Here is an 18,763-nt window from a genome sequence, read left to right as displayed (position 1 = left end):
CGCGTAGCCCACGTCCGTCACCGTCGCGCCAGCCGGGCGTGCAGGTCGAAGCACGGAACCAACGTGGAGCCGACCAAGCGAGCCCATAACTCCTTGCGGCCCAAGGCTTTCCCCCGAGCAGCCCCGAACCCGAGGCACCGCACCGAAGCACTCGGCCTTCCGCGAGCACCGCGCCGTACCCGAAATCCGCCCCCGCGCCCCGCCATCCGTTCCTTCCGGCAGCCGATCCTCCGCCGGACCATCCGTAAGGAATCCCTTGCCACCCCTCGTCTTTCTCCTCTCCGCGGCGGTATTCGCGCAGGGTACGTCCGAATTCGTCGTCTCCGGACTACTCGGGCAAGTCGCCGCCGGGACCGGCGTCTCTGTCGGCACGGCGGGCCTGCTGACCTCGGCGTTCGCGGCCGGGATGGTCGTCGGGGCGCCGTTGCTGGCCACCATGGCCGGTTCGGTGCCCCGGCGGCCGGCGCTCGTCGCGCTGCTCGGAGTGTTCACGGCGGCGCACGTCGTGGCCGCGCTCACCACGAACTTCCCGCTATTGCTGGCTTCCCGGGTTCTCTCGGCGTTCGCCAACGCGGGGTTCCTCGCCGTCGCGCTGGCCGCGTTGCCGGTGTTCGTCCCGGCGGCCGGGCTGCCGCGGGCGACGGCGGCCCTGCTGTCCGGCGTCACTCTCGCGTGCATCGTGGGCGTTCCGGCGGGCACTGTGCTCGGCCAGGAATTCGGCTGGCACGCGGCGTTCTGGGCGATCGCGGCGGTGACCGCGCTCGTCGCGGCCGTCCTGCCGGCCACCAGGACCCGGTTGGACTCCCCAGCCACCGGGACGGTGCGCCACGAATGGCGGGTACTCGGGCGAACGGACCTCCGCACCGCCGTCCTGCTCGGAATTCTGGTCAACGGCGCGACTTTCGCCGGGTTCACCTACCTCGGCACCATGACCTCCGACGGCTGGGTGCCGGTCGTGCTGGCCGGGTTCGGGATCGGCTCGTTCGCGGGGGTCACCACCGCCGGGAGGCTCGGCGAGAAACACCGCGAGCGACTCGTCGTAATGGGTGGCGCCGTACTGACCGTGGTATGGCTGGCCGCGTACGTCGCAGCGCACAGCCTTGCCGGGTTGCTGGTCTTCTCGATCCTCACCGGGGCAGCGGCTTTCGCCGTCGGCTCGACGCTGATCGGCACCATCGTCGCGACCGCGGCCCCGCGCGCACCACGGATCGCGGGCGCGATCGCCACGACCGCCTTCAATGCAGGCGCCGTGCTCGGACCCGCGCTGGCCGGGCCGGTCGTCGCCGCCACCGACGCGAAGGCGGCGCTGTGGGTCAGCGCCGCTTGCACGGCGGCCGCGGCACTCGTCGCGAGGCTGCGCCGGTGACCCGGGGGTGGCGGCCCGGCCGTCCCGGGCCGCCACGGTGGATCACTGGCGCCGCAAGGTGTCCCGGCCCGCGTAACGGGCCTCGGTACCCAGCTCCTCCTCGATGCGCAGCAGCTGGTTGTACTTCGCCGTGCGGTCGGAGCGGGACAGCGAGCCGGTCTTGATCTGCCCGCATCCGGTGGCCACCGCGAGATCGGCGATCGTGGTGTCCTCGGTCTCGCCCGAGCGGTGCGAGAGCACCGCGGAGTAGCCCGCCTTGTGCGCGGTGTCCACCGCGGCGAGCGTCTCGGTGAGCGTGCCGATCTGGTTGACCTTGATCAGGATCGAGTTCGCGATCCCGCGTTCGATCCCGTCGCGCAGGATGTCCACGTTGGTGCAGAACAGATCGTCGCCGACGAGCTGCACGCGGTCGCCGATGCCGTCGGTCAGCTGCTTCCAGCCGGCGTAGTCGTCCTGGGCCAGACCGTCCTCAATGGACACGATCGGGAATCGCGTGGTCAGCTCGGTCAGGTAGGCGACGTGCTCTTCAACGCTGCGCTTGCGGCCTTCGCCGGTGTAGTCGTACACGCCGTCGTGGTAGAACTCCGAGGCCGCCGGGTCCAGCAGCAGCGCGATGTCCTCCCCCGGGGTGTACCCGGTCTCCTCGATCGCGCGGACCACGAACTCCAGCGCCTCGTCGGCCGAGCCGAGGTGCGGGGCGAATCCGCCCTCGTCGCCGACGTTCGTGTTGTGCCCGGCCTTGCGCAGCGAGGCGCGCAGGGTGTGGAAGACCTCCGAGCCCATCCGCACGGCCTCGGCGAACGTCGAGGCGCCGACCGGGCCGATCATGAACTCCTGGAAGTCGATCGGGTTGTCCGCGTGCGCGCCGCCGTTGACGATGTTCATCATCGGCATCGGCAGCAGGTGCGCATAGACGCCGCCGAGGTAGCGGTACAGCGGCAGGGAATTCGCCGCTGCGGCCGCCTTGGCGACCGCGAGGGAGACGCCGAGGGTCGCGTTCGCGCCCAGCCGCGCCTTGTTCGGGGTGCCGTCGAGCTGGATCATCGCCCGGTCCACGTCGCCCTGCGCCTCGGCGTCGAGCCCGGTGACCGCCTCGGCGAGTTCGCCGTTGACGGCTTCGACCGCCTTGCGCACGCCCTTGCCGTGGTATCGCTGCCGGTCGCCGTCCCGCAGCTCCACCGCTTCGCGGGTTCCGGTCGAAGCGCCCGAGGGCACGGCCGCCCGGCCGGTCGACCCGTCCGCCAGGACCACGTCCACCTCGACCGTCGGGTTACCACGGCTGTCGAGCACCTCGCGGCCCTTGACCAGGACAATGCTTGTCATTGCGCTCCTCGGGAGGTTCGGCCGGAGCGCTCTGTGAACGGACCGTGGGCACTGCGGCAGCAGGCGGCACCACGGTGAGCCGCACATTCGCAGCGAGGCTAGCAGAGCTTCGCTGAATCGATCCCGCAATCGCGCGACTGAATCGATCCTGCGCAACGATGCCCGGAAATAGCCGCCTTCACGCCCAGGACAGCCACCGTTCATCACGCCGTCGGGCGGCGCGCTTAGGTTCGGGTCCGCCGATACCGAGGAGGGGCCGATGTCCGAGACCAGCGACCACACCGTCAGCCGCCGCGGCGCACTGGGACTGCTGGGAGCGGGCGCGGCGATGCCACTGCTCGGCACAGCGACCGCCGAAGCGGCACCCGCGCGCTCGTCCGGCGGCGGCGCGACCCCGGTGCAGGGACTGCACCTCACCTTCGGCCGCGATCCGGTGCGTCAGATGGTGGTCTCCTGGATCACCGCCGGCCCGGTGTCCCGGCCCCGAGTCCTCTACGGCACGCTCGACGGCGGCTTCGGCGCGATCGCGCGCGCGGACACGAGTACCTATGTCGACGGCACTTCCGGCCGCACGGTCTGGGTGCACCACGCCGAACTCGACCACCTCCGCCCGGGCGCCGAGTACATTTACACCGCGCAGCACGACGGCGCGACCCCGGACGCCGGGACGTTCCGCACCGCGCCACGCGGGCGTTCCGCGTTCACCTTCACCAGCTTCGGCGACCAAGCCGCGCCGCAGGTGACCTGGGACGCCAAGGGCTCGGCCGCGCTCGACTTCTTCTCCACCCCGGCCACCAAGGACATCGTGACCGGCATCGAGACCGTGGCCCCGCTGTTCCACCTGCTCAACGGCGACCTCTGCTACGCCAACCTCGACGTCGACCGCGTCCGCACCTGGAACAACTTCTTCACCAACAACACCCGCTCCGCGCGCTACCGGCCGTGGATGCCCGCCGCGGGCAACCACGAGATCGAGAAGCAGAACGGCGCCCTCGGCCTGGACGCCTACCAGGCGTACTTCCGGCTGCCGTCGACCGAAACGGACCGGGAGCTGGCCGGCCTGTGGTACGGGTTCACCGTCGGCGCGGTGCACGTGATCGTGCTGCAGAACGACGACAACTGCCTGCAGGACGGCGGCGACGTCTACGTCAACGGCTACTCCGGCGGGCGGCAGGTGGCGTGGCTGGAGAAGGAACTGGCCGCGGCCCGCGCTTCGCGCGACATCGACTGGATCGTGGTGGCCATGCACCAGGTGATGATCAGTACCTCCGACGCGAACGGCGCCGACCTCGGCCTGCGCGAGAAATACGGGCCGCTGTTCGACCGCTACGGCGTGGACCTGGTGCTGTGCGGGCACGAACACGACTACGAGCGTTCGCTGGCCGTGCACGGTGTGGTCGCCGGCAGCGAGACGCTCACGCCGAACCCGGTGTCGGACCGCACCGACGACATCGATGCCACCCACGGCACCGTCCACATGGTCCTCGGCGGAGGCGGGGTTTCCGGGACCACCAACGGACGTTTCTTCACCGACGGCACCGGGAAGGTGCTCACGGGGGTGTCCGCCAAGGCGGATCCGGCCACCGGCAAGCGCAAACCCACCTACGTGCGCGAGAAGGCGGTGTGGAGCGCGGTGCGCGACATCGAGCACCCCTATGGCTTCGCCTCGTTCACCGTGGATCCCGGCCGCCGCCCCGGCGACACCACGACGATGCACGTCACCTACTACAACGTGAACAAGCCTTCCGGCGACCTGTCGGTCTTCGAGCGGTTCTCCCTGCACCGCCGCCGCGCGGACGGCTGAGGACCGCCGTCCGGTACTGCCCCTGCGTCAGTACGGCTGATCAGAGCGCCCAGTCGGCCAGCACCGCGTCGAGATCGCCACCCGGGATCGGCGGCGGAGACGGAATGTCCGCCGGGGTGCGGGAAAACCGCGGCGCCGGAGCGGGCTGGACGACGCCGTCCAGCTCGATCAGCCCGGAACGGGCCGCGATGTGCGGGTGCGCGGCGACCTCGTCCTGCGCGAGCACCGGCGTGACACAGGCGTCGACATCGGCGAAGTGGGCGGCCCATTCGTCGCGGGTACGGGAGAGGAAGGCGCGCGTGAACGCTGCGCGCAACGCGGGCCAGCCTTCGCGGTCCAGCTGCGCGGGGAGCCCTGCGTCGGTGAGGTCGAGCCCAGCCAGCAGTGCCGTGTAGAACTGCGGCTCCAGCGCACCGACCGCGACGTAACGACCGTCCGCGCAAACATAGGTGTCGTAGAACGGAGCACCGCCGTCGAGAAGGTTGGTTCCGCGTTCGTCGGACCACAAGCCGAGCCCGCGAAACGCCCAGAACATCTGCGCCAGCACGCCCGCGCCGTCCACCATTGCCGCGTCGACGACCTGGCCCAGGCCGGTGCGCTCCCGTTCCCACAACGCCGAGAGCACCCCGGTGAGCAGGAACATCGAACCGCCGCCGAAGTCACCGACGAGGTTCAGCGGCGGCACCGGTCGCTCCCCCGCGCGGCCGATCGCGTGCAATACGCCGGTGAGACCGAGGTAGTTGATGTCGTGCCCGGCCCGCTGCGCCAGCGGCCCGTGCTGACCCCAGCCGGTCATCCGGCCGTAGACCAGGCGCGGGTTGCGCTCCCGGCACTGTTCAGGCCCGACCCCGAGCCGCTCGGCGACGCCCGGCCGCAGCCCTTCGACGAGCACGTCCGCCTTGTCCACCAGCCGGAGCACGAGTTCGCGGCCCTCGGGTGCCTTCAGGTCCACCGCCACCGAACGGCGCCCGCGCAGCATCGGGTCGGGCCGGTCTCCGGTGAGGTTCAGCGAACCGGACGGGCGTTCCACCCGCACCACGTCCGCCCCGAGGTCGGCGAGCACCATGCACGCGTGCGGGGCCGGTCCGAGCCCCGCCAGCTCCACGACCTTCAGTCCGTCCAGCGGTCCCGCCACGTGTCCTCCCCGTGCTCGGCTCCGAGTGCCCGCCCACGCTAACCGACGCCCGCGAGCCGGGTTTAACCCACAGGTGGGGCCGGTCACGCCCGGACCACGCCACCCGTCACCCGAACCGGGGACCCCGGCGTCTGGCCGCCGTGCCCCGCGGGTACCCGGCTGGTATCCAGACCGCGATGGTCACCGACGAGGCAAGGGAGCGATCATGAGCTTTTTCGACCAGGCCAAGGAAAAACTCCAGGAATTCGCGGGCGGCAACAAGGACAAGGCCGGCGAGGGCATCGACAAGGCCGCCGATTTCGCCGACGAGAAGACCGGCGGCGGCCACGGCGACCAGATCCGCCAGGGTGCGGACAAACTGAAGGAACACCTCGGCGGCGAGCAGCAACCGGAAGGCGGCGGGCAGCCGCAAGCCGGTGGCCCGGATGAGCAGCAGCAGTTCGGCGGCGGCCAGGAGCAGCAGCCCGGCGACGCGCCGCAGTGATACCGGGGTGGCGGCCACCCCCTCCGGTACGGCCGCCACCCGCGCTCCGGTCAACCGTCCACAAAGGACCAGAGGTGCTCAGCCGGGTTTGCGCGCGCTGATCAGCAGGTGCTCCTCCGGCTCGGCACCCGGCTTGTCCGGCGCGAAGGTCTCCCGGTGCGTCTCGAGCACCTCGAACCCGGCCGCGCGAACCCGGTCCGCCAGCGCCTCGGCGGAGTAGCTCGTCACGACCATGCGGTGGCCGAGGAACTCGATCGGCAGATCTTCGACGTCGGCCGGAACGGTCGCCAGGGCCAGGAGGCCGCCGGGTGCCAGCCAGCCTGCGACGCGAGCCAGCACCGCCTCGGTGTCCGCACGGGTCATCTGCAGGAACGAGAAGAACGCGCAGACCGCGTCCCAGCTCTCCGGGCCGGTCTCCCAGTACCGCACATCCGCTTGCACGAACTCGGCGCCCGGGACCTGGGCACGGGCGATCCGGACCATCTCCCCGGATACGTCGAGGCCGGTCACCCGGTGACCCGCCGCGGCGAGGTCCGCGGCGACCGGGCGGCCGGTGCCACTGCCCAGGTCGAGCACGCGCGCACCGGCCGGCAGCACCGCCAGCAGGCCCCGCACCGCGCGTCCGGCCACCGGGCGCGGCCCGAACGCCGCCTCGTAGTCCGCGCCGATCGCGTCGAACACTTCCGCCGGATCGGTTCCGCTCATCCTGGTCTCCCCTCGTCGCCGGAGGAGATCACGTTATCCCGCCCAGATCCCGCGCACATGCCGGATGTGGCGATCCATCAGGGCCTGGGCGCCGTCCGCGTCGCGAGCTTCCAGCAGGTCCAGCAGCTGGGCGTGCTCGGCGGAGGAAGGCACCAGCTCCTCGCGCTCGGCCAGCCGGCGCAGTCCGTAGATCCGGGAACGGGCACGCAGCGAGCGGACCACCTCGACCAGCTGCGGATTGCCCGCCTCGGCAAGCAGCATCAGGTGGAACTGCATGTCCGTGGCGACGTGCGCGATCAGGTCGTGCTCGACGGCCGCGCGTTCGATCCCCGCGGCCAGAGGACGCAGCCGGGCCAGCACCTGCGGGTCCACCCCGGTCTCGGCGAGCCTGCGGACCGTGGGCACCTCGATCAGCGCACGCAGCTCACTGAGGTCGTCCAGGTCCTTTTCGGACGGTTCGGTGACCCGGAAACCCTTGTTGCGCACCGTGTCCACCAGGCCTTCCTTGACCAGGTCGAGCATGGCCTCGCGGACCGGGGTGGCCGAGACGCCGAACTGCGCGGCCAGGTGCGGCGCGGAGTGCACGGCCCCGGGACGCAGCTCACCGGAGATCACCGCCGCGCGCAGCGTTTCGGTGATCCGCTCGCGAAGGTTGCGCGGCACCCCGAACGACGGCAGGACCAGCGGCGGCTGTTCCTCGGTCACGATCCCTCCCCGAGCGCGGCCCGGTAGGTGGCCGCGGCGACCACGAGATCCTCCCACGCCATCCCCACGCTCTTGAACAACCGGGGCCCGCCCGTCGCGTGCGCCCGCCCACGGACCAGGTCGGCGAGCGGGACCAGATCCGGCTCGGCGAGCGCCCCGGATCGCACGGCCTGCACCACGTCACCGGCCTCCCGCAGCGCGGCGGCGGTCGTCTCGACGACCACCGTGGCACGCCGGGCCGTGGTGTCGTCGACCTCGCGGGCATCCGGTTCGTGCGAACCGACGGCGACCACCGTGGCGTGTTCCGGCAGCAGCGCGCCGTCGAACAACGGGGTCCGCGCGGTGGTGCAGCAGGCGACGAGATCAGCCTTGGCGACGTCGGCGGACGTGCCGGCCCGGGCGGACAGTTCGCCGTACTTGTCCGCGAAGTCCTGCGTCCGCACCGGATCCCGGCCGACCACGACCAGTTCCCGCACCGGCCGCACGGCGCGCAACGCGGCGACATGACTGTGCGCCTGCGGGCCGGTGCCGAACACCACGAGCCGGGAGGCGTCGGGTTCGGCCAGCGCTCCGGCCGCGACGGCGGACACGGCCGCGGTGCGCACCGAGGTGATCGCGACCCCGTCCAGCAGGGCCAGCGGACTCAGCGTCGCACCGTCGAGCAGCAGGTAGTGCCCCTGGACGCGAGGCAGCCCCCGGGCCGGGTTGCCCGGCGCGACCGAGGCCACCTTGACCCCGGTGAACCCGGCCCACGAGGCGGGCATGAGCAGCAGCTGCCCGGCCGGTACCCCGACCACCGACCGGGCCGGATCGGCGTCCGGGTCGAGTCCGCCGAGCAGCGCCGCACGCAGGGCGTCGATGGCCAGGTGCATCGCCGGTTCGGCATCGAGGAGCTTCACAGCCGGAATCCTGCCGGGAACGGGTCGTCGGGATCAAGGAAGTACTGCGCGGTCCCCGTCAGCCAGGCGCGTCCGGTGATGGCGGGCACCACCGCGGGGCGGCCCGCCACGGTGGTCTCCTCCAGCAACCGGCCGGTGAACGCGGTGCCGAGGAACGACTCGTTGCGGAAATCCGTCTGCAACGGGAGTTCCCCGCGCGCGTGCAGCTGCGCCATCCGCGCGCTGGTGCCGGTGCCGCAGGGCGACCGGTCGAACCAGCCGGGGTGGATGGCCATCGCGTGCCGGGAATGCCGCGCGGTGGACCCCGGGGCGGCGAGGTACACGTGGTGGCAGCCGGCGATCTCCGGATTCTCCGGGTGCACCGGCCGGTCTCGCTCGGTCACTGCGTCCATAATGGACAGTGCCGCGGTCAGCATCCGCTGCTTTTCCCCGCGGTCGAACGGGATCCCGAGCTGCTCAAGCTCCACAATGGCGTAGAAGTTCCCACCGAAGGCCAGGTCGTAACGCACCGGGCCGAGCCCGGGCACGGCCACCTCACGATCCAGCCCGACCGCGAAGGAGGCCACGTTGCGCAGCGTCACCGACCGGGCCACCCCGTCCTCGACCGCGACCCGCGCGAGCACCAGCCCGGCCGGGGTGTCCAGGCGGATCTCGGTGACCGGCTCGTGGACCTCCACCATCCCGGTCTCCACCAGCACCGTGGCGACGCCGATGGTTCCGTGCCCGCACATCGGCAGGCAGCCGGAGACCTCGATGAACAGCACGCCCCAGTCGGCGTCCGGACGGGTGGGCGGCTGCAGGATCGCACCGCTCATCGCGGAATGCCCGCGCGGCTCCTCCATCAGCAGGGTGCGCAGGTGGTCGAGATGCTGCATGAAGTACTGCCGCCGCTCGGCCATGCTCGCCCCCGGCAGCATGCCCACCCCGCCGGTGATCACCCGGGTGGGCATCCCCTCGGTGTGCGAATCGACCGCATGGAACACCCGTTTCGCCCGCATGGTCTAGGAAAGTCCTTCCTCAAGTGCCCGGACGGTCGCCTCCCGCACCAGCTTGTCCTGTTCCGCGGTCAACGGCACCCGTGGCGGCCGGCAAGGCCCACCGTACCGGCCGGCCAGATCCATGCTCAGCTTGATCGCCTGGACGAATTCGGTCTTCGAATCCCAGCGCAGCAGCGGATGCAGCGACCGATAGAGCGGCAAGGCCGTGGCGAGATCACCCGCCGTCGCAGCGGCCCACAGGTCGATGGACGCCTTCGGGAGCGCGTTCGGGTACCCGGAGACCCAGCCGACCGCGCCGCCGATGGCCAGTTCGAGCGCCACGTCGTCGGCCCCGCACAGCACGTCGAGGCCCGGCGCCAGCTCGGCGATCTGGTAAGTGCGCCGGACATCGCCGGAAAACTCTTTCACACCCTTGATCAAACCCTCGTGGTACAGCTCCGCCAGCAGCTCGGGCACGAGATCGACCTTGGTGTCGAACGGGTTGTTGTAGGCCACGATCGGCAACCCGGCCTTGGCGACCTCCCGGTAGTGCGCCACCACCGACCGGTCGTCCGCGCGAAAGGCGTTGGGCGGCAACAACATCACCGCGGCGCAGCCCGCCTCGGCCGCGTCCTCGGCCCAGCGCCGCGCCTCCACGGCCCCGTACGCCGCAACACCCGGCATCACCGAGAAACCCTCCGGCGCCGCGGCGACCGCGACCTGGACCACCCGGGAGCGTTCTTCCGGGGTCAACGTCTGGTACTCGCCGAGTGAACCGTTCGGGGTCACGCCGTGGCAGCCGTTCGCCGCCAGCCACGAGACGTGCTCACTGTAAGTGTCGAAGTCCGGTGCCAACGTGCCGTTCGCGGCTTCCCGGAACGGAAGCGCAGTCGCCACCAGCACGCCGTGCCATGGCTTTTCGCGGTCTGTCATGAGCCCTCCCTGGGACGGTGTCCGGCTCACCCATCGTGCCATGTGTTATGTGACATTGTACAGAGCTGGGACCGGACTGCCTGCCGTGCGCGGCAGGTCGCACCGCTTAGATACAAGCTAAGATGCATGCTACCGTCGCCGTCGTGACCGAACCCCGCGTGCCCGCCGCCGATCGCGCCTACCTCCTGACCAAGGAACTCGTCCTGACCGGCGAACTGCCCGGTGGGCACCTGTTCAGCGAGGGCGAGATCGCCGAACGCCTCGGCGTCAGCCGGACCCCGGTGCGCGAAGCCTTCCTGCGGCTGCAGGTCGAAGGCCTGCTCAACCTGATCCCCAAGCGGGGCGCCGTAGTGGTCCCGGTACCGCCAGGCGAGGCCGAGGACGTGCTCGACGCACGGGAGGCCGTGGAAACGTCCGCAGTCCGCAGGCTGGCCCGCCGCCCGGAGCTGATCCCCGGCGCGCTCACCGAGTTGCACCGCGTCCTCGACGCCCAGCGGCGACACGCCGAAGCCGATGACCTACACGCCTTCGCCGAGGCCGACGAACTCTTCCACCGCACGATCGTCGCCGCCGGCGGGAACGCCTTGCTGCTGGACTTCTACGCCACCCTCGCAGATCGCCAGCGGCGCATGAACGTACACGCCCTCAGCCCGATCCGCGGCCAGCTCCCGGAGATCGTCGGGGAACACGAGCACCTGCTGCGCATCATCACCGCGGCCGACACCGAGGCCGGTGCGTTCGCCCCCGCGCTGCGTGCGCACTTGGACCGGGTACACCGCCGATGACCGCCGGGCCTGGTTTTCGGTGGCCACCACGGGGACCCGGGCGCATGTCCTTGGCGACCGGGTGCGCGGATTTCCCCGCACACCCACCTCCGGTGACCACAACCAGCACGGAGACGGACTCGTGTCGGCCGTTGCTCACACACCGCAGCCATCAAGGAACGATCAGCACACCCCACCGGAGACCCCGCCCCCGAAATCCCCACTTGAACCAGGTGCACCACCGATGAGCACAGCCACCCCGCCGACCACCCGGACAACCTGGTTCCCCGCCGCCGCCGCGGTGTTCGTGTGCGGCTGGGGCGGTAACCAGTTCACCCCGCTGCTGGTGATGTACCAGGCCGCGGGCTACTCGGCCTTCACCGTCGACGCGCTGCTCGGCGCGTATGTGCTCGGCCTGGTGCCCGGGCTGCTGGTGTCCGGCGGCCTGTCCACCCGGTTCGGACGACGGCCGGTGATGCTCGCGGGCACGGTGTGCTCGCTGGTGGCGAGCGGGCTGATCGCGCTCGGGCCGTTCGGGGCGGGGTGGATCGCGGCCGGCCGGTTCCTCACCGGGGTGGCGGTCGCGGTCGCGATGGCGGTCGGCTCCACCTGGATCAAGGAGCTGGCCGACCTCGACCCGCGGGCCACCCCGGACGTCGGCACCCGCCGCGCGGCGCTGTGCCTCACCCTCGGGCTCGGCGCCGGCCCTGGAGTCGCCGGGGTACTCGCCCAGTGGGGACCATGGCCGATGATCCTGCCCTATTTCGTCCATATTGGACTGATTCTGACCGCCTTGCCGTTCGCCGCGCGCGGCAAGGAGACCCTCCGCCTTGACGCGCTTCGGACGCCGGCGCGGCGCGGACTGCCCGGCACCACAAGGCATCCCCGTTTCCGGCGGGTGATCGTGCCGTCCGCGCCATGGATTTTCGGCTCGTGCGGTATCGCTTACGCCGTCATGCCGCAGCTCGTGCACGACCGTCTCGGCTCATGGTCCCTCGGCTACTCGACGCTGCTCACGGTCTGCGCCATCGGCGCCGGCGTCGGAATCCAGCCGATCGCGAAACGCGTGGACCGGACGAACAGCGCCCGCGCGATCCTCACCGGGATGACCGTGATGTGCGCCGGACTCGCGATGAGCGCCGTCACGGCCGCAGAACGTTCACCTTGGCTCGCACTACTGACCGCACTCGTCCTCGGCACCGCGTACGGCATCGTGGTCGTTTCCGGCCTGCTGGAACTGCAGCGACTCGCCCAGCCGACCGAAATCGCCGAGCTGACCGGCATCTTCTACGCGCTGGCCTATCTCGGTTTCCTTCTTCCGTCACTACTGGCCGCACTCGAGGGAGCAGCCGGATACCCCATGCTGCTGGGCTGCCTCGCCGTACTGGCACTCGGCGGCACGGCCGTGATCGCCCGGCATTCCCGACGGCACCTGCCCACCGGATGGAACATCCATTGTGGACCCAAGGTTCAAACCGAGTAGTTCCGTCAGGGGCGGGAACGACTGGCCGTGGCAGCAGTACAAGTCACCCGGCACGGCGACCTTCATCGGCCATCCGGGCCGGTTTCGCCGGGCGGTGCTCGACACGATCCCCAGATCAGGCGACCGCTCCTCCCCTCGCCGCCGCATGGCAGGCGCCGAAACCCTCGGCACGGACCGCGATCCGGCCCGATTCGACCCGGATGGCGGTTTCCGTCGCGTCGCTCACCGCGGAGACGCCGGCGGCGGCAGCGATCTCACCGGTCTCGTCGACCACCACCCGCAGCCGCGGCCACGCGTGTTCCGGGCACGACTGACGGAGCAAGCCGCGCAGATCGGCGAGCACGAGGGCGACCAGTGGCACCAGCTCACCGGGCTGCCCGGTGACCACGACCAGCGTCACGTCGTCGGTGGTGAACGCGGCGCGCACGGCTTCCTCGATCGCGGACAGGCGGTGCAGGCCGAGCACCGCCACCACCCCGTCGCCGTCGAGGCGGACCGGCTGCGCACGCAGCGCGTCGAACGCTTTCGGCGGCGCCCACGCCTCCCCCGCGGCCCGCGCCTGCGGCACGATCGGCGGAGTCGGCCAGCTGTCCTCGAATCGCAGCGACGGCAACGCCTCGCACGCACGCACCACATTGAACGGCTCACCGAAGCCGGGCGCGGCAGCAGCGAGCTGACTCGCGCCGTGCAGCAGCGTGAATGCCGCCTCGGCCACCCGGACCAGTCGCCCGTCCATCCGTTCCGGCGGGGACAGACGTTCCATGGCCAAGCCGAACACGATCGCATCGAACCGCAGGAGCTGCGCGTAGGGCCGGTGGGTCAGCTCGTCGGCGAGAATCTCCGGGAGCAGCTCCACCCCCAGCCGCGCGGCGGGGTCGGTCGCCAGCGGCAGCCGCGCCACCCAAGTGCGGGCCAGCGCGCCCAGCACGTCCCCCGCGGTGAGCGAACGGTACGGCCCCGGCGGCTCGGCCGCGGACCGTTCCGCCTCCTCCGCGAGCACGGCGAAGTACAGCGCGCGCTTACCCGGGAAGTTGGAGTAGACGGCCCCGCGCGTCAGCTCCGCCCGCTGGGCGATCACGTCGATCTTCGCCTCCCGAAACCCCCGTTCGGTGAACTCCTCCCGCGCCGCGCCGAGCACCTTCGCCCGGTTGCGCTCCTGCGTTTCCGCCCTGGTCAGCCGGGCCATGTGGGTCCTCCGATCTCCTCGGCGGCAGACTAGCGTTCGCATGTATATGATGAGATCATCTGAACTCACCATCTGAATGACCGGTTGTCTGCTCACCCCCATCCGGATGACCCGGACCGAACTCCCCGGAGATGCCCGTGCCCGCTGACTTCAGAGCTGACGAACCCGCACCATCCGAACCCTCCGGCGGCTCACGCCCCAGTTCCACGCTCCAGGACGGCGAGCAGTCCGGCTCCACGCCATCCGGCCCCGCGCCCCAAGCCTCGGAATCCCCCAGCTCGGACCTGCCGCCCAAGACTTCACCCGACCCGGCGACCTCTCTGCCCGCCGATCCCGACCCCGGCAGCACCAGCCCCGAGACCCCCCGCCCGACGTCCACCGCCGGCTCGCACAACCCCACGCCCTCGCGCCCCGCCCCGGACGTTCCCGAGATCAACCTGGCCGACCCCGCCGTGATCACCGATCCGTTCACCACCTACGGACGCGCGCGGGAACAGGGACCGGTGGCCCGGCTCAGCGGACCGGGGTTCGGCCCGGTGTGGGTGCTGACGCGGCACGCCGAGGCGCGCGCGATGCTCACCGATCCGCGGTTCGCGCTCGGGGCGGGCACCTTCCAGCCGCTCGACGTGCCCGAGCACTGCCGTCCGTATATGCGGACCATGCAGGAAATGGAGGGCGAACCGCATGCCCGCCTCCGCCGGCTGACCGCACCGGCGTTCGCGGCGCGGCGGGCGCTGGCGTTCCGGCCTCGGATCGACCGCGTGGTGGCCCGGCTGCTCGACGCCCTGCCCGCGCACGAGCCGGTGGACCTGATCACCGCGTTCGCGCAGCCGTTGCCGATGGAGGTGATCTGCGAACTGGCCGGCGTCCCGGAGGCCGACCGGCCGAGCTGGCACGAGTACGGCTCGAACGTGGTCCGCGGCTCCGGCGAAGGATTCGCCACCGCCGTCCCCGGGATCATCGACGGCGCACGAGACCTCGTCGCACACCCGGACAGCGAGCTGCTGCGCCACCTCACCGAGGACGCGGGGCTGACCGGCCAGGAGACCGTGGCCCTCGTCTGGCAGCTCGTGCTCGCCGGGCAGACTCCGGCGAATTTCCTGGCCAACGCCGTAGATGCGCTGATCACCTACCCCGATCAGCTGGACGTGCTCCGAGCCGAACCACACCAGTGGCCGAACGCGGTGGACGAGCTGATGCGCTGGTGCGGCTCGCAGCTGCTGACCATTCCCCGGCGCGCAACCCAGGACGTCGAGCTGTACGGCGTCACCGTCCGCGAAGGCGAGCAGGTGACCGTGTCGATCGCGGCGGCGAACCGGGACCCGCGGGTGTTCCCTGAGCCGGACCGGCTGGACGTACGCCGGGCAGCGGGCGGGCACCTCGGGTTCGCCTACGGTCCGCACTTCTGCCTCGGCGCCTCGTTCGCCCGCGTTCAGATCGAGGTCGCGCTCACCGCGTTGTTCGACCGGTTCCGCACGCTGCGCACGCTCGAAGCGCGGCGGGCCCCGGACCCGGGCACCTGGCGGCTGGCCACGCTGCAGGTGTCCGGCTAGCGCCCCGATCGGGTGAGGTCCGCGGGCCGAAACCCACGCCCGGCGTTACCGTGCCCCCGGTCGGCACATACCCGGGAGGAACGTATGTCCGCATTCCAGACTCCACCCGTGCTCGGCCTGGCCGTGCTGGATCCCCGGCGGGCGTGGCCACTGGTCGCCACGCGCGGTGCGCTGGCCGTGGTCTTCGGCGTGTTCGCGCTCGTCTGGCCCGGCGTCACCGTGCTGGCGCTGGCGGTACTGTTCGGCATCTACGCACTGGTCGACGGATTCGGCGCGATCGTCCAGGCGTTCCGGCCAGGCGACGGCACGCACCGCCTCGCGCACGCGTTACTGGGGCTGCTGGGGCTCGCGGCCGGGGTGCTCGTGCTCGTCTGGCCCGCGCTCACCGTGCTGGCGCTCGCGACGTTCGCCGGCGTGTGGGCGGTGGTCACTGGCGTCGCCGAGATCGTGGCCGCGATCCGGCTGCGCAAGCAGATCACCGGGGAGGCCTTCCTCATCGTGGCCGGGCTGGTGGCCGTGGTCGCCGGGGTGCTGGTACTGGTGCGCCCGATCGCCGGGGTGGTCGGAATCGCGATCTTGCTCGGCTGCTACGCGCTGCTGCATGGGATCGTGCTCGTCGTGCTGGCATTTCGGTTGCGCCGGCTGGCGAAATCCGAGCCAGCGGAAGAGCCCGGGTAGCGAGACAATCGGAGGCGACGAGCAGCCCGGCGGCGGAGGGATCGGTGATGACACAGTACCCGCGTGGTGAATACGGGCAGGATGTCCGCCCCGGTGTGGACGCGGCCAGGCTTTGGGCGGGCGGAGTCGCGACCGCGGTGGTCGCGGCCCTGGTCGCGTTCGTCGGCCTGCTGATCGCCCGGGGCCTGTTCGATGTGCCCGTACTGGCCCCGAAGGGCGACGGTATCTGGGGCAACGCGAGCACCACCACGTACACGATCGCAGCCGCCCTTGCCGCGCTCCTGGCCACCGGGCTGATGCACCTGCTCAGCGTCGCCACCCCGGCTCCCGGCCAGTTCTTCGGCTGGATCATGGTGCTGGTGACACTGATCGCGGTCGTCCTCCCGCTCACCCTCACCGTGGAGCGGAGCGCGAAAATCGCGACCGCGGCGATCAACCTCGTGATCGGCCTAGTGATCGCGCTCGTGGTGAGCAGCATGGCGGCGAACGCACGCACCCTGCACCGGCACAAGACCGGCCGCCGGGAGCCACCGCCGCCGACCCGGCAGCAGCCGCCTTCCTCGTACTACGACAGCTGAACCGGGCACCTCACGCGAGTGCACCGAGCCCCCGGGGCCGAATCCGCTCGGCCTCGGCATCATGACCTCCTGCCTTCGGTCACGCGCCGAGCACTCCGGGCAGACCGCCCGGCAAGAACCGCAAGTTCCGGTCCGCAAGCCAACCGCGAAACGGCTGCGAGCACCTCACGAACGAACCCGCGCTGGCGAGCCCCGCTCACCCGTCCACTGCCAGACTGTCCACTAGCGACACAACCAGCCCACCGCGCACAGTGAATCGTCGCCGCACCCTCATGGCCGAAGGAACACCGCGTTCCTGGCCCGGCACCGTGTTTGCCGGGCCCCGTCGGCTGAACGCTCGGGCCGAATCCGACTCGATCTCGACAGCCTGACCTCACCCCCCGTGCCGGGACGGCGCGCCGAACGCCCCGCCCGGCTTCACCCGGCAGCGACGCCGGACCGCGAGCGCCGACTTCGGCACTCGACCCCAGCACAAACCGCAGATTCCGATGGCAGCGCCCACCCCGAACACCCACCCGACTGTCCACTAACGACGCAGCCGGCCGCTGAGGAGTAACGCGGACCGGGCACAGTGAATCGTCACAGCCCACTTCGACATGACCTGAATCACACTCCCGCCGAAAACCATCCGGCCGAACGCGGCGTCTAGCCGGATATGAACGAGGTTCGAGCGCATCGCCGGTCCGGCGTGGCATCGTGGATCACAAGCCAGGCAACGAGTCTGGCCTGCCGCCGGACGTCGCGGGTCGCCGCCGTGTCCGGGGCGATCGGGCTCGTGCTGCTCGGGCTGCTCGATCTCGCCTACCGCAGCAGGTTCGGCGACCTGCAAAGTTTCTACCAGGCAACATTGGCCTGGCTGCATGGACTGGACCCGTACGGGCAACTGCCGGTGACCTACGCCGGCCCGACCCCCGGCTTCATCTACCCGCCGTTCGCCCTGCTGCCGTTGTCCGTCCTCGCCGCGCTGCCGTTCCCGGCCGCCGCCGTGCTCAGTGTGCTGGTTTCCTTGTCCTGCTTGGGTTTCACCGTCTTCCTGGTACTGCGGCGAGTCTGGCCGGACGGCGGCACCCGGGGCTGCCTGAACGTCACCATCGCGGTGCTGCCGATCCTGCTGCTGCTCGAACCGGTGCGCAACACCGTCGGGCAGGGACAGATCAACCTCCTGCTGATGGCGCTGGTGGCCGCGGACTTCCTGGTCGAGAATCCGCGATGGCCGCGGGGAATGCTGATCGGGATCGCCGCGGCAATCAAGATCACCCCGGCCGCCTTCGTGCTCTTTTTCCTGGTACGCAAGGACTTCCGTTCCTCCTTGACCGCCGCGGGCACCGCGGCCGCCGTCACCGGCGGAATGGCCCTGCTGATGCCGGAGGAGTCGAAACGGTTCTTCTTCGGCGGCGTGCTCAACGGGCCCGCCGGAATCGTCAACCGGGACAACCAGACCATCTCCGCCGCGCTCAACCGGCTCGGCCTGCACGGCGTCTGGCACCACTCGGCCTGGATCGTGCTGGCGGCACTGGTCCTGGTGGCGGCAGTGCTGATCATGCGGCGCTCCAGCACCGAAATCGGCATGCTCGCGGGCGCCGCGGCCGCGTTGCTGCTTTCCCCGCTCTCCTGGACCGCGCACTGGGTGTGGGTGGCCCCCGCGCTGGTGGCGCTCGCGGCCGGCGTGCTGCCTTCCCACGGGTTCCGTCCACTGAGGACTGCAGACCGGCGTATCCGGCTGCTGCTCACCTGCTCCGCGCTGCTACTGCTCGGCCCGCAGATTCTCACCCCGGCCGAGGGGCCTTGGGTGGGATGGCAGCTGATCGTGGCGAACACCTACCCGTTGGTCACTGTCGCAGTGCTGCTGACCGCTGCGTACCGGACACACCGCGCCGCCGTCCTCACACCGATTCGGCCAACCCCAGCCCGTCCCGAACCGATAGCCGAGTCACGCCGAAGCGAAGGTCGACGCCCCTCGGGCACCGGCCATACAACCACTCCAATATGTAACGCACCGTATGGAACTCGCCCACCCCTTTGGGCGGTCGCGGTCGAGGGTGCGACCGCGTTAACTGGATCTCGGCAGTGTTGACGCTGAGAGGAAGTGCCGCACGGGTGAGGCCGGCCGCCTCTATACCGGTGACCTGTTCACGAAGGTTGTCTGGCAGGGCGCGTTCCGGGTGGCTGAGATCACACACCGGGCCGGGC

General features: G+C 70.8%; 17 protein-coding genes. 9 read left to right on the top strand and 8 right to left on the bottom strand.

The window, feature by feature from the left end:
• Positions 1-256: 256 nt before the first annotated feature.
• Positions 257-1,366 (top strand): MFS transporter, encoded by a 1,110-nt coding sequence (locus tag D5S19_RS12000; protein ID WP_120023431.1) that lies wholly within the window; start codon positions 257-259, stop codon positions 1,364-1,366.
• 42 nt (positions 1,367-1,408) lie between these two features.
• On the opposite strand, the gene eno is transcribed toward D5S19_RS12000, so the two are convergent.
• Entirely contained in the window at positions 1,409-2,689 is a 1,281-nt protein-coding gene (gene eno / locus D5S19_RS11995; protein WP_120023430.1) for a phosphopyruvate hydratase, read from the bottom strand.
• 259 nt (positions 2,690-2,948) lie between these two features.
• On the opposite strand from eno, the gene D5S19_RS11990 reads away from it, so the two are divergent.
• Entirely contained in the window at positions 2,949-4,493 is a 1,545-nt protein-coding gene (locus D5S19_RS11990; protein WP_120023429.1) for a purple acid phosphatase family protein, read from the top strand.
• Between the two features lie 40 nt (positions 4,494-4,533).
• Here D5S19_RS11990 and D5S19_RS11985 read toward each other — a convergent pair whose 3' ends face one another.
• Positions 4,534-5,628, bottom strand: a complete 1,095-nt coding sequence (locus D5S19_RS11985; RefSeq protein WP_120023428.1) for a CaiB/BaiF CoA transferase family protein — start codon at positions 5,626-5,628, stop codon at positions 4,534-4,536.
• Positions 5,629-5,833: 205 nt separating this feature from the next.
• On the opposite strand from D5S19_RS11985, the gene D5S19_RS11980 reads away from it, so the two are divergent.
• Positions 5,834-6,112 carry an antitoxin gene (locus D5S19_RS11980; protein ID WP_120023427.1) on the top strand — a complete coding sequence of 93 codons (279 nt, stop codon included), beginning with the start codon at positions 5,834-5,836 and terminating at the stop codon, positions 6,110-6,112.
• 78 nt (positions 6,113-6,190) lie between these two features.
• On the opposite strand, the gene D5S19_RS11975 is transcribed toward D5S19_RS11980, so the two are convergent.
• From D5S19_RS11975 to D5S19_RS11955, 5 genes are read right to left on the bottom strand one after another with little or no spacing between them, the layout of a single operon-like run.
• A complete protein-coding gene (locus tag D5S19_RS11975) occupies positions 6,191-6,817 on the bottom strand; it encodes a class I SAM-dependent DNA methyltransferase (protein WP_120023426.1) in 627 nt (208 codons plus the stop codon).
• A 33-nt stretch (positions 6,818-6,850) separates the two neighbouring features.
• On the bottom strand, positions 6,851-7,522 hold the full coding sequence (locus D5S19_RS11970) for a GntR family transcriptional regulator (protein WP_233573845.1): 672 nt from the start codon (positions 7,520-7,522) through the stop codon (positions 6,851-6,853).
• Positions 7,519-8,421: an ornithine cyclodeaminase family protein gene (locus tag D5S19_RS11965; RefSeq protein ID WP_233573844.1), complete on the bottom strand. Its 903-nt coding sequence runs from the start codon at positions 8,419-8,421 to the stop codon at positions 7,519-7,521. The genes D5S19_RS11970 and D5S19_RS11965 overlap by 4 nt, the downstream gene beginning before the upstream one ends.
• Positions 8,418-9,419 carry a proline racemase family protein gene (locus D5S19_RS11960; protein WP_120023425.1) on the bottom strand — a complete coding sequence of 334 codons (1,002 nt, stop codon included), beginning with the start codon at positions 9,417-9,419 and terminating at the stop codon, positions 8,418-8,420. Before D5S19_RS11960 ends, D5S19_RS11965 begins: the two co-directional genes overlap by 4 nt.
• Before the next feature lie 3 nt (positions 9,420-9,422).
• Complete coding sequence (locus D5S19_RS11955; RefSeq protein WP_120023424.1) at positions 9,423-10,331, bottom strand: dihydrodipicolinate synthase family protein; 909 nt, start codon at positions 10,329-10,331, stop codon at positions 9,423-9,425.
• 143 nt (positions 10,332-10,474) lie between these two features.
• On the opposite strand from D5S19_RS11955, the gene D5S19_RS11950 reads away from it, so the two are divergent.
• Together D5S19_RS11950 and D5S19_RS11945 are read left to right on the top strand one after the other, a co-directional pair.
• Positions 10,475-11,116 (top strand): GntR family transcriptional regulator, encoded by a 642-nt coding sequence (locus tag D5S19_RS11950; protein ID WP_325050258.1) that lies wholly within the window; start codon positions 10,475-10,477, stop codon positions 11,114-11,116.
• A 223-nt stretch (positions 11,117-11,339) separates the two neighbouring features.
• Entirely contained in the window at positions 11,340-12,578 is a 1,239-nt protein-coding gene (locus D5S19_RS11945; protein WP_120023422.1) for an MFS transporter, read from the top strand.
• Positions 12,579-12,693: 115 nt separating this feature from the next.
• Here the strand turns inward: D5S19_RS11945 and D5S19_RS11940 are convergent, their stop codons facing one another.
• The gene (locus tag D5S19_RS11940; protein WP_120023421.1) at positions 12,694-13,764 is read right to left on the bottom strand and encodes a TetR/AcrR family transcriptional regulator; all 1,071 of its coding nucleotides are present in this window, start codon (positions 13,762-13,764) and stop codon (positions 12,694-12,696) included.
• Positions 13,765-14,195: 431 nt separating this feature from the next.
• On the opposite strand from D5S19_RS11940, the gene D5S19_RS11935 reads away from it, so the two are divergent.
• The 4 genes from D5S19_RS11935 to D5S19_RS11920 all read left to right on the top strand — a co-directional run bounded on the left by D5S19_RS11935 (position 14,196) and on the right by D5S19_RS11920 (position 18,647).
• Positions 14,196-15,317 (top strand): cytochrome P450, encoded by a 1,122-nt coding sequence (locus tag D5S19_RS11935; RefSeq protein WP_233573855.1) that lies wholly within the window; start codon positions 14,196-14,198, stop codon positions 15,315-15,317.
• 84 nt (positions 15,318-15,401) lie between these two features.
• Positions 15,402-15,995: an HdeD family acid-resistance protein gene (locus tag D5S19_RS11930; RefSeq protein WP_120023419.1), complete on the top strand. Its 594-nt coding sequence runs from the start codon at positions 15,402-15,404 to the stop codon at positions 15,993-15,995.
• Positions 15,996-16,042: 47 nt separating this feature from the next.
• A complete protein-coding gene (locus D5S19_RS11925; RefSeq protein ID WP_120023418.1) occupies positions 16,043-16,573 on the top strand; it encodes a DUF6069 family protein in 531 nt (176 codons plus the stop codon).
• A gap of 754 nt (positions 16,574-17,327) precedes the next feature.
• Positions 17,328-18,647 carry a glycosyltransferase family 87 protein gene (locus D5S19_RS11920; protein ID WP_158605523.1) on the top strand — a complete coding sequence of 440 codons (1,320 nt, stop codon included), beginning with the start codon at positions 17,328-17,330 and terminating at the stop codon, positions 18,645-18,647.
• Positions 18,648-18,763: the final 116 nt, after the last annotated feature.

The sequence above is a fragment of the Amycolatopsis panacis genome (genome assembly GCF_003600245.1).
Lineage (GTDB): Bacteria > Actinomycetota > Actinomycetes > Mycobacteriales > Pseudonocardiaceae > Amycolatopsis > Amycolatopsis sulphurea.
This window is presented reverse-complemented; position numbering and strand designations above follow the sequence as displayed.